The sequence below is a fragment of the Thermoplasmata archaeon genome (assembly GCA_035632695.1).
Lineage (GTDB): Archaea > Thermoplasmatota > Thermoplasmata > RBG-16-68-12 > RBG-16-68-12 > RBG-16-68-12.
The window spans coordinates 1-10,720 of sequence record DASQGG010000087.1; the positions used below are offsets into that span (position 1 = coordinate 1).

The following is a 10,720-nucleotide window of genomic DNA, read 5'->3' on the forward strand; positions in this document are numbered from 1 at the left end:
ATCGGCCTCAAGGACCATACGGTGCGCACCCACTTGGGGAGCGTGACCGCGGACAACATCCTCTTCTGCGCGGACAAGCTCCAACGGAACCTGACGGAACACTACTGGAACTACTACTACGCACAGACCTTCCTGTCGATCAGCGAGCCCCTCGAGCCCCACGAGGTACATGCCATGTTTCCCGTGGAGCCGTTCATGTGCTGGGACTCCCACTTCATCTACGCGTACTGGCGGCTCACCGGGGACCACCGCATCCTCCTTGGAGGCGGGAGCCTCTGGACGACGTACGCGAAGAACGACGCCTGGACGGACCGAATCATCGATCGCGTCTTGCGCCGCTTCCGGAGCCACTGGCCCTCCGCGAGCCGCGTGCACTTCCGCCAGTTCTGGATGGGACGCATCGACATGACCCGCGACCTCATGCCGACCGTGCTCCGGGAGCCCGCGACCCCGTGGGTCCATTACGTCCTCGGGTGCGTGGGCCTGCCGTGGGCGACGTTCTGCGGGGACTTCGTGGCCCGCCACGTCCTCTCCGACGAGCAGCAGGACGACGAGCGCTTCTACCGCTACTTCAGCATCCACCGCGGCTTCGCGATTCCCATCTGGGCCGAGAAGATTCTGGGCAAACGGATCTCCTTCGTCCTGAACCAGGCGTACGCGAAGTACCGCCAAGTCGACACGGACAAGCCTGGGGGCGAGAGGGCCGGCGGTTTCTAGATCGGAATCGGTCAGGCCCGCCTCCGCGCGGCGCCGCGTCCTCGATGGGGATCACAGGTCGGAACCTATTTAAGAAGGCCTTGGTTACGCCGCGCCGTCGTCCCATGAAACGCAGCTCGCGCGCATGGAAGAAGCGGGGCAAGATGCGCTGGAAGTGGCGCAAGAAGCGCATGCGCCGCCGCAAGCGCGAGCAGAAGATGCGCCAGCGCTGAGGCATTGGGAGCCGCGTTCCTCGGTGGATTCCGATCCACCGCGCGTGCCCGTCGCATCCGCACGCAAAGATAGATGTAGGGCGGGAAACTTCCGCGGCGTTGCATCGAAACCCATGGGGACGTAGTTTAGCCTGGTAGAATTACGGGCTCCAGTCATGGGCGTGATTGCGAACGGGTTTGCTGATCCGGTGATGACTGATTGGAGCGCGGACCCATGATTCGCAAACAACGGGCGTGGGTCGCTCCCCGCCCGGGAGAAACCCGTCGATCAGGGTTCAAATCCCTGCGTCCCCACCTTCCCGTCATTCCGACGTCTCACCGAAGGGACCCGACGACTCCCTGGACCGCACCGAGCACATCACCGGAGCGCGCGACCTTGCTCAGTCTTGTGATGTCCTCATAGATTGGGCGGTCCTCCTCGAGTGTCTTCACGTGCTTCCGGATGACCTCGTACGCCGCCTGGCAGCCCCGAGACGGTTTCGTTGGCGCTCGGAAGTCGAACGCCTGAGCCGCGGCCATGAGCTCAACGGCTACGATGGACCACGAGTTCTCGAGGATCTGCCTCGCCTTGATCGCTGAGGTCATGCCCATGGAGACAAAGTCCTCCTGGTCCGCCGCGGCGGGAATGGAAAGCGTGGCTGCGGGAGCCGCGAGGATGCGGTTCTCCGAAACGAGGGCGCCTGCCGTATACTGGGAGAGCATGAGCCCCGAGAACATGCCGGCCCCCTTCGTCAGGAAGGCGGGCAGGCCCATGGAGAGATGCGTGTTCATCAGGCGGTTGGTCCTGCGCTCCGAGAGCACGCCCACCGTGGTCACCGCCATCCCGAGGACCTCGAGCGCGAAGGCCATCGGCGTTCCCTGGAAGTTGGCTCCGGTGAGGACGAGCTCCTCCTCCGGGAAGAACGTGGGATTGTCTGCCGCATGGTTGAGTTCGATCTCGAGCATGTGGCGCGTCCATGCGAGGGCGTCCTTGGCGGCACCGACGACTTGCGGGCTTGACCGCAAGGAGTACGCGTCCTGGACCTTTTTTCCCGGGCGCTTCAGCAACTCGGACCCCTCCGTGATCTTCCGGATGTTCTCCGCGCACGCCTGCGCACCGGGGTAGCCTCGCACCTCATGCACGCGGCGGTCGAACGCCTGCATGTTCGCGTTGAGCGCCTCGAGAGTCATCGCCAGGGCGACCTCCTGGGTTCTGAGCCACCGCTCCGCGTCGACGAGCTCGATGCACCCAGCGCCCGCGATCACGTTGGAGCCGTTGATCGCTGCGAGCCCGTCCCGCTCTCGGAAGGCGATGGGGGAAAGCCCGGCGGCCTGCAGCGCCTCCGCGCCAAGGAGCCGCTTGCCGCGGTAGAACGCCTCCCCCTCGCCCATGAGGACGAGGGCCATCTGCGCCATGGGCGCCAAGTCGCCCGACGCACCGACGGAGCCCTTCTGGCACATGACGGGGTTCACGCCCCTGTTGAGCATCTCGACCATGAGCTCAACGAGCTCGCGGCGGATGCCCGAGTGGCCCCAGCAATGCGTGTTGAGCCGGGAGAGCATGGCCGCGCGGGCGTCCTCTTCCGACATGGGGTCCCCGACCCCCGCGGCGTGGGAATATACCAGATACCGCTGGTACTTGGCCACCTGCTCGGGGTTCAGGACGACCTCGGAAAGTTCGCCGATGCCCGTGTTCACGCCGTACATGATTTCCTTGGCGGCGATCTTGCGTTCGAGGAGGGCTCGGCACCGGTTGACACGGTCGATAGCAGCCTTGGCGATGGAGATCGGTTCGCCGCCTCTCGCCACTCGCACGACATCCTCGGCCTTGAGTGAGTGTCCATCCAACACGACGACCATAGGGAAAACCACCCCCCGTTGATGGGCTGTCCCTCGGCCATCGCAAGCCGACGTAAGTACTTTCTCGGGGGAATGCGCCGAGCCTTACGGGAGTGGGCCGGCAACCTCGATGCAACCGATCATGTGCCGCGCAGCCGGCCAATGTCGCACGGCCGGTGGTCGTGCCCGACCACATGATCGAGCCGGCACATGAGGCACGTCATCATGCCGCACTCCATGCACTCGGGCAGGGAGAGGAACGGATCCGTGCTGGGGAGAGGAACCCACGCGTACACGGGCGAGCCGCAGCACTCGCACACGTTTCCCCGGATTCCGGGAGGGCGCGCCATCGGGAGCTCATGGCCGCTCGGAACGATAACGATTCCGTCGAGAACGGATCGCCTCTGCGCGGTCGGCCAGCCACGGACCTCGACGGTGCGGGGATTCGCGAGACCGCAAGCCTTCGCGAACCGCAGATGTCGCCTCGGTGACTCTGGGAAAGACGCTGAGGCCGCGGCGGTGAGTTCGGCGCGGCCTCGGTGCTGGGTTGTCCGTCGGCGATCAGAGCTCGTTCGCGGGCGGCTGCTCTTTGGACGTCTCCACCTTGGTTTCTTTCGCCTCGAGCTTCGTCAGTGGTTCGCCTTCCAACGCCTTCCGAATTTGCTTGAGGCGCCGCGGGACGAGGATCGCCAGGGCGACCGCGGAGGCAGCGATGGCAACCGTGGACCCGAGGAACACGAAGCCCGTGACCTCGACGATCGGCAAGAGGTTGTTGAGGAAGCTCAGATCGATTCCGCCGGTCCCGTTCGAGCCGGTGCCGCCGGATCCGCCGCCGCTCTGGACGTTGAGCGTCGCGCTCGTGGAGCCATGGTCCCCGGCGTTGTCAGCGACGTCAAGGTGTGCGGGGAAGTTGCCCGTCGACGAAGGGTTGCACGGGAAGCTGGCCGAGTTGCCGGTGATCTGTGTGGGCTGAGACGACGGGCTGCAACCCGGGATGGTCCCGTTGAACCAAAGGTAGTACGGAGGGCTGCCGCCACTCGTAACGGAGACCTGGATCTGCGTCTGCGAGCCCACGTTCACCGGATTCGGAGAAAAGCTGAGGCTCACATTCAGCAACGCAGCGGGCTGCACCGAGCGGGTGCTTGCCGTGGCCAACGGCGCGATCACGAGTGCGAGCAGCAGCGAAATGCACGCGACAACGAATGGCTTCCTGGGGATCATGTGGATTCCTTCCGAACGGCCCCGTCCGCGGAAGCCTATATCAAAGCTCGGCAGAGAATCTCAGGAAGTGGACCAGTCAGATTTGTGTAGGGAACCGGAGTCGGCACCCAAATCTGCTCTTTGCCGTCCCGATGTTCACATCCGGTCCGAGTGGGCTATGATGCGCTCTCGGGCGTCCTCCGCCGCTGCGCGAGCCCGCTGAACAAGAGGCCCAGGCCGGCGATCGCCACGCTGGCCAACATGAGCGTCCCGATGAAGGGGAGTAGTGCCAGGGACACGAGGAGGGAGATCCAGGGAAGTGCGCGACGCATTCCCCGTTCCGCCAGCAGTCGGATTCCCGCAGCCGAGCCGATGATGTAGGCAAGGATGGCCGCCCCGCTGGTCATCAGGAACGCGGACTCGATGTCCACGTTGAACGCGTAGAAAGCCACGAGCCCAGAGAGATCCAAGGCGATCAGAAACAGGAGCGAGCGCCTCGGGGCGCCCGTCCGCGGTTCCACGATCGCGAGCGCCCTCGGGAAGACGCCGTCGCGGGCCGCGGCGTAGTACACGCGGGCCATACCCGCCGTGTACGCGTTCACCGTCCCGAAGGTCACGAACACCGCGAGGAATGCGACGACCGCGCCACCGTAGCGACCGAAGGCGTCCGCCATGATCGCCGCGAAGGGAGTCGCGCCGGTGCCCACGAGGTACGCTCCCGTCCCGATTGTCACGAGCGCGACCGCGAGGTACAATCCGCTGATCAGGACCACGCTGATCAGGACGCTCCGGCGGAAATCGCGTTCGGGATTTCGGAATTCCTCCGCCACGTTCGAGGTGTTCTCGTAGCCCAGGTAGGACCACACGATGAGCGCTGCGGCCGTGCCGATGGAGGCCACGCCTTCCGGGAGGAACGGCGTGTAGTCCGCGAACGTGATTCGGGGCGTGGCAGCCGCAACCGCGATGACGAGGGCCGCGACGATCGCGGCCACGGTCGCCAGCTGCACGCGGCCGCTGAGTCGGATGCCCATGTAATTCACCGCGAACCCCGCGAGCAGGATGCCTCCCGCGACGACGTAGGCGTCCAGTCGCGTCATGGGGAAGACAAACGCGAGGTACGAAGCCGCGGCCACCGTGGCGGCCGGGGCGCCCAGCACATTCCACGCGACGAACAGCCATGCCACCGCGCTGCTGGCCCCGAGCCCGAAACCCTCCCGGGCGAAGGCGTAGATACCGCCTGACTCAGGCTTCCGCGCGGAGAGTCTCGCGAACGTGTACGCGAACGGATAGCTCGCCAGGGAGAGGAGGACCCAGGAGACGATCGATGCGGGTCCCGCGAGGCGGGCCGCGAGCCCGGGCACGACGAAGATCCCTGCGCCCAGCACGGAGCTCACGTAGATTGCGACCGCGTGGCGAAGGGTGATCACGCGGTGGAGGGACGGCGTCCTCGCGTCCCCCCTTCCTTGGGCTCGATCACCGAGCCGTTGCGCGCCATGTCCGCCATGCAGCTGCCCGCCGTCGGGTTGTCGGGCGAAGCTGCCGCGACTCATAAGGAATGGGCCGGCGATCCTGGAGGGTCCCGCACCCTCGGGTCCACGTGGCTCTTCGGCGGCGTACGGTCCTCAGGGTCGACGCGGACCGCGTTCGGTCCGGTGTCGTCCGATCCGCGGAGCCGCGGACTATCGTGCCGCCGCAGCAGCTTGGAGTTGCTCGAGGATCTCCGCCGTGCATCCCAGGGCGCGTTCGTAGTCGCCGCCCTCGATGGCGTCGCGTGCGGCCTTGACCGTCTTGCGGATATCGACGACCTTCCACCCCGCATCGCGGGCGCGCTTCCACGCTTCGACCGCCTTCGAGAGCCGCTCCGTGGCCTCCCCCTTGGTGGCCCGGGGTTTCGCCTCCGGCTCCGGGGGAATCTCCTCTTGCACGCTGGGTGCCACGGCTACGGGCGGTTCCTGCGCGGGCTCGGGTGTGGCTGCTGGAGTGGGCTCGGGCGTCTCCGGCTGCGCGACCGGCTCGGGAGCTGCGGGGGTGATGGGCTGCGGGGGCGACTCCTCGCGATCGAAATTCGCGACCTCGATTTCCAGGGCCGAAGCGAGGTATTTCTCCGCCTCGAGGATGCTCTTCTCCTTGCTCGAGAGCATCTCATGCTCCGCGAGCAGGCGGTGCAGTTCCTCCTTCAACCCGCCCTTGAGGGCCGCGAGGGATTCGTACTGCCGCACGACCTCGCTCTGGCGGACGTGCATCTCCTCGCCAATCGTGCGGAGTTCCTTCTCTCGAGCCTCGACGGACGCCAGCCAGTCCGTCTGGAGCTTCATGAGCGCCTCTCCCCGTTGGAGAAGTTCGTCGAGCTTGGACTCGGAGTCCTTCATCTGCCCGGTGAACGCCTGGGCGAGGCGGGCCACGCGCTCCTCATCTCCCTTGATCAGCCGCTCGCGCTCCTCGACCGCCACGGCCGCACGCTGGAGGGCCTCCTCGTCCTCGGCGAGCTTCTCCCGTGCCTTGTTGATGGCGCCGAGGTCCCTCTCCATCGAGGCGCGCACATCGTCGAGGCCTTGTCGTTCCCGATCGTTGGCTTCGCGGTCGGCCGCAAGCCTGGCGGCGCGGGTGTCCAGCTCCGCGTGTTCTTGGTCGAGTCTCGCCCTCAGCGTCTCGAGCTCGTGGGCGCGAGCTTCCAGGGCCGCCTGCTTTTCCTTGAGCTTGAGCGCGGAGGCCTTCACGGCGTCGACGAGGAGGGGGGGTGGGGTTTCATTGGGCATCGGGCATCACTCTCGCGTGGTGACGACCCAAACGGGTCGGTTTATGGCTATATAACGTGTCGGCCGACACTATCGGACGTGAGAAGAAGGGTGACACCCGACTCGGGCCGTGGTGGGAGCCGGGTTGGTTTCAGAACCCCATCGCACAGCCGTCCGCCCTCGGATCGCTCCCGCCGCAGAGCACGCCCGTGGTCGGATTCCGGAGGATGACCTGGCCGCGGCCGAAGACCGCGCGCTCCATGCCTCCAATCCTTCGGATCCGATGGCCGCGGCCTCGGAGACCCGCGGCCGTCGTCTCCGGGATTCCCTCCTCGATGAGCACGGTCCCGCCCGGCTCGCCCTCGTCCAGGCAGATCCGGGGACGGTCGAGGGCCGCCTGGGGGTCGAGCCCGTCCAGGAGGGCGAGGAGCACCTGCACGTGCCCCTGGGGCTGCATGAATCCGCCCATGACCCCGTAGCAGGCGTACAGGGAGCCGTCTCCCTCCCGCGTCGCCATCGCGGGGATGATTGTGTGGTACGGCCGCTTCCCGGGCGCGAGGGCGTTCGGGTGCCCCGGATCAAGGAAGAAGTTGGCTCCGCGGTTTTGGAGCGGGAAGCCGGTCCCCTCCGGGACGATGCCCGTCCCGAAGCCCATGTAGTTGCTGTTGATGAACGAACAGGCGTTGCCGGATCCGTCGGCCACGCTGAAGTAGACCGTGTCCGATCCCGCGGACGGAAGGCCGGGGGTCGCCCGCAAGTTCGCCTTCCCTCGCCCGATACCGTGGGCGCGCTCCGCGGCGTACCCTTCCCTCAGGAGCGCGTCGGTTGGGACTTCGGCCTTCGTCGGGTCCGCGATGTACCGATGCGCGTCCGCGAACGCGAGCCGCAGCGCCTCGATCAGGAGATGGAGCCGCCCGGTGCCGAGCGGGTCGCGGGGGAGGTCGAACTCGGACAGCAGGTTCAGCGTAAGCAACGCGACGAGACCCTGGCCGTTCGGCGGGCACTCCCAGAGCCTCACGCCTCCGTACGCCGTGCTCACGGGCTCGTCCCAGGTCGAGTAGTGCGCGGCGAGGTCCTCCACGGTGAGGACGCCGCCGGAGGCTTGGACCGCGGTCGCGATCCTCCCCGCGATTTCCCCCCGGTAGAACGCCTCCTTGCCATCCCGCGCGATCGCGCGGAACGTGCGGGCGAGCCCGGGATTCCGGAACACCTCCCCGGCCTTCGGCGCACGCCCGTCGAGGAGCAGCTGCCTGCCTCCGGCCGCGGACCTCAGCTGCCGGGCCGCGCCGCCGGCCCAGGAGTAGGCGGTGAGGGGCGCCACGGGGAACCCCTCCTCCGCCGCACGGATTGCGCGGGCCAGGATGCGGTCCATTCCCAGCGTGCCGTGCCGGTCCACGAGGTCGCACCAGCCCGCGCACGCGCCCGGGACCGTGACGTTGTGCGCGTGGAACGGCGGGAGGCGCCTCCCGAAGCCTTGCTCCTTGAGCAGATCGAGGGTGAGCCCGTGCGGCGCCCGTCCCGACCCGTTCAGCGCGGTGACCTTGCCGCTGCCGCCGTCGTAGAAGAGCGCGAAGCAGTCGCCCCCGAGCCCCGTGGACGTGGGCTCCGTGAGGGCCAGCAGGGCCGCCGTGGCCACCGCGGCGTCCGCCGCGTTGCCTCCATCCCGCAGGATCTCGATCCCGGCCTCCGTGGCGAGGGGCTGGCTCGACGCGACCATTCCGTGGCGGGCGTACACGGGCGACCGGCGGGACGCGAAGGGGAGCGGGGCGTGGGACATCGATGGGCCCGACGCGGGAATCGGTCTCCGTGTATATCCCGACTTCCCGTTTTCCGGGTGCGTCACGTTCGGCGGGTCCCGTACGTACGGCGCATTTATATCGCGTCCCCGGTCCTTCCGTCCGTCGCCATGGCGATGACCAAGTGCCCTGTCTGCGGGGTATCCGTCAAGGACGAGAACCTGGTCCGCCACGTGCGGAACCAGCATCCCCACGAGAAGGTAGAAGGGCTCGAGGCGATGCGTCCCGCCCGGAAGAAAGCCACCCGGGACTGGAAGGACGACCTCGTCCGCGCGGGGACCGTGGTCGCCGTCGCCGGTGCGGTCTGGCTGCTCATTGCCCTCGTGTTCCCCTCCCCGATCGGCGTGGTCGTTCCCGCCTTCCCGCATCTGGCCGTGCTCACCGTGGCGGGGATCGCCCTCCTCGCGGTGGGCTGGGTCCTCGGGTCGCCAGCCTTCCGAAATTCCGCCCCCAAGTTCGCCGCCGTGGGCGCCGTGGTCGGCCTGGCCCTCGCGGGGTCCATGGCCCTCCTCGCCGCGCAACAAGGCGTGCCCACCCTGGACCGGAACACGGTCCCGGAGCCCCAGGGATGGGTCAAGGCGGCCAACGCGGCGTGGAAGTCCGGGGCCCTGCCCGTCGTCTTCTACTACGGCTCCGCGGGCTGCCCGTTCTGCGCCGCCTCGAGCTGGGCGGTCCGCGGGGCGTTGCAGCAGTTCGGCGCCCTGACCGGGTTCACGTACACGACCTCGGACCCGAACGACGTGTACCCGAACACCCCGGAGGTGGACCTGGCCCATGCCTCGTTCGCGAGCAGCTACCTGAGCCTGGACGTGAAGGCGGGCGACAACAACCAGCAGATCACCGTGCCTCCCCTCTCCTCGATCGAGAACGCGTACGTGGTCACGTACAACCCGCAAGGCCAGCTGCCTTTCTACGCCATCGGAGGGATCTACTTCCGCGTGGGCGCCCTCGTGGACCCGAACACGTACGTCCAGGGCAACGGCGTGCCCTTGACCCCGGACCAGGTGCAGCAGGCCCTCGCCGCCCAGTCGGGCTCCGTCTACACCGCGGTCCACCAGGCCCAGGTCTACGTCGAGGCGTACCTGGTCAAGGCGTGCCAGGCCGCGGGCGTCACGCCCCCCTCCGCGGTGACCCAGGACCCCGCGGTCCAGGCCGCGCTCGCCGCGATCACGTGAGGGCGGTCGCACCATGGTCGAGGTCCCCGTCCTCCGGCGCCTCCTGGTCGTGTGCATCCTCGCGGGACTCGCGCTCAGCGGGTACGCGGCTCTGGAGACGATGGTGCCCGGTCTCCAGGGCAGCTGCACGGTGAACGCGTTCATCTCGTGCGAGGCCGTGGCCCAGAGCGCCTACAGCCACATCGGGCCGCTCCCGGTCTGGTCCCTGGGGTTCGGCGGGTTCGTCCTCCTCTTCGCCCTGGACGTCCTCTACATGCGCCGAGCCGATCCTGCATTTCTCCGGTGGATCTGGATCCTGACGGGGCTCGGGCTGGCGGCCTCCGTGATCCTGCTCGGGGTCGAGCTCGTCCTGATCGGCGCCCTCTGCCTCGTGTGCCTAGGCGCGTACCTCGCGGATCTCGCGGCGTTCGCGGTCGCTTGGCGCCTCCTCCGGTTGGGCCGGGAGGAGCCGGCGCCGCCCGTGGCCACGTAGCCACGAGCTGCCCTCGAGAATCGGGACCGCGAAGCATTTATGGCGGTGGAGCGGCTGCCTCGATTGGGGTGGAGTCGATCATGGACCGTCGACGGGTCTTCCGGATCGTGGTCATCCTGAGCGCCCTGGCGGCCTACCTCACGATCATCGTAGGCGGAGACCTCACGGCCTCGGGGGCCGGCTTCGCCTGTGGCGAGAGCTGGCCGCTGTGCCCCGGTGGCATCGTCCCGGACCTGAGCCAGCCGGGCGTTGCGGTCGAGTTCACCCACCGCGTGATCGCCTTCACCACGTCCCTCCTCATTCTCGTCACCCTGATCCTCGCCTTCATGTGGTTCCGTAAGGATTGGCGGATCCTCTCCCTCTCCGTCTCCACGATGGCCCTCCTCGTTGCCCAGGTGCTCCTGGGTGCGGTCACGGTCCAGACCGACCTCAACCCCGCGATCGTCACGGCTCACCTCGCGATCGGCACCGCGACCTTCGCGGCCACGTTGGTCCTCGCCGTGGTCATGTGGATGTCACCGCCGACGAAGACCGCGGCGGGAGGGGCACCGGGCTGAGGCTCACTTCTTCAGGCGCGCGACCCGGGTCGCCCGGA

General features: G+C 67.6%; 10 protein-coding genes and 1 tRNA gene. 5 read left to right on the plus strand and 6 right to left on the minus strand.

Annotated elements, in window-relative coordinates:
• Both VEY12_06380 and VEY12_06385 read left to right on the plus strand, forming a co-directional pair.
• The coding region (locus VEY12_06380) for an FAD-dependent oxidoreductase (protein HYM39752.1) at positions 1-717 on the plus strand (717 nt) is incomplete at its 5' end.
• A gap of 327 nt (positions 718-1,044) precedes the next feature.
• A tRNA-Trp gene (locus VEY12_06385) sits at positions 1,045-1,223 on the plus strand.
• 21 nt (positions 1,224-1,244) lie between these two features.
• Here VEY12_06385 and hutH read toward each other — a convergent pair.
• From hutH to VEY12_06415, 6 genes are all read right to left on the minus strand, one after another.
• A complete protein-coding gene (gene hutH / locus VEY12_06390; GenBank protein ID HYM39753.1) occupies positions 1,245-2,768 on the minus strand; it encodes a histidine ammonia-lyase in 1,524 nt (507 codons plus the stop codon).
• A gap of 119 nt (positions 2,769-2,887) precedes the next feature.
• Entirely contained in the window at positions 2,888-3,097 is a 210-nt protein-coding gene (locus tag VEY12_06395) for a hypothetical protein (GenBank protein HYM39754.1), read from the minus strand.
• Between the two features lie 211 nt (positions 3,098-3,308).
• Positions 3,309-3,968: a hypothetical protein gene (locus VEY12_06400; GenBank protein ID HYM39755.1), complete on the minus strand. Its 660-nt coding sequence runs from the start codon at positions 3,966-3,968 to the stop codon at positions 3,309-3,311.
• 155 nt (positions 3,969-4,123) lie between these two features.
• Positions 4,124-5,374 (minus strand): amino acid permease, encoded by a 1,251-nt coding sequence (locus VEY12_06405; protein HYM39756.1) that lies wholly within the window; start codon positions 5,372-5,374, stop codon positions 4,124-4,126.
• A 252-nt stretch (positions 5,375-5,626) separates the two neighbouring features.
• Positions 5,627-6,703: a hypothetical protein gene (locus tag VEY12_06410; GenBank protein HYM39757.1), complete on the minus strand. Its 1,077-nt coding sequence runs from the start codon at positions 6,701-6,703 to the stop codon at positions 5,627-5,629.
• A 130-nt stretch (positions 6,704-6,833) separates the two neighbouring features.
• Positions 6,834-8,459 (minus strand): gamma-glutamyltransferase family protein, encoded by a 1,626-nt coding sequence (locus tag VEY12_06415; protein ID HYM39758.1) that lies wholly within the window; start codon positions 8,457-8,459, stop codon positions 6,834-6,836.
• A gap of 129 nt (positions 8,460-8,588) precedes the next feature.
• Here VEY12_06415 and VEY12_06420 point away from each other — a divergent pair, with 129 nt between their 5' ends.
• The 3 genes from VEY12_06420 (at position 8,589) to VEY12_06430 (ending at position 10,682) form a co-directional block, all read left to right on the plus strand.
• Positions 8,589-9,653, plus strand: a complete 1,065-nt coding sequence (locus tag VEY12_06420; GenBank protein ID HYM39759.1) for a DUF929 family protein — start codon at positions 8,589-8,591, stop codon at positions 9,651-9,653.
• 13 nt (positions 9,654-9,666) lie between these two features.
• Positions 9,667-10,125, plus strand: coding sequence for a vitamin K epoxide reductase family protein (locus VEY12_06425; protein ID HYM39760.1), 459 nt, complete (start codon positions 9,667-9,669; stop codon positions 10,123-10,125).
• Between the two features lie 68 nt (positions 10,126-10,193).
• Complete coding sequence (locus tag VEY12_06430) at positions 10,194-10,682, plus strand: COX15/CtaA family protein (GenBank protein HYM39761.1); 489 nt, start codon at positions 10,194-10,196, stop codon at positions 10,680-10,682.
• The last annotated feature ends 38 nt before the right edge of the window (positions 10,683-10,720 follow it).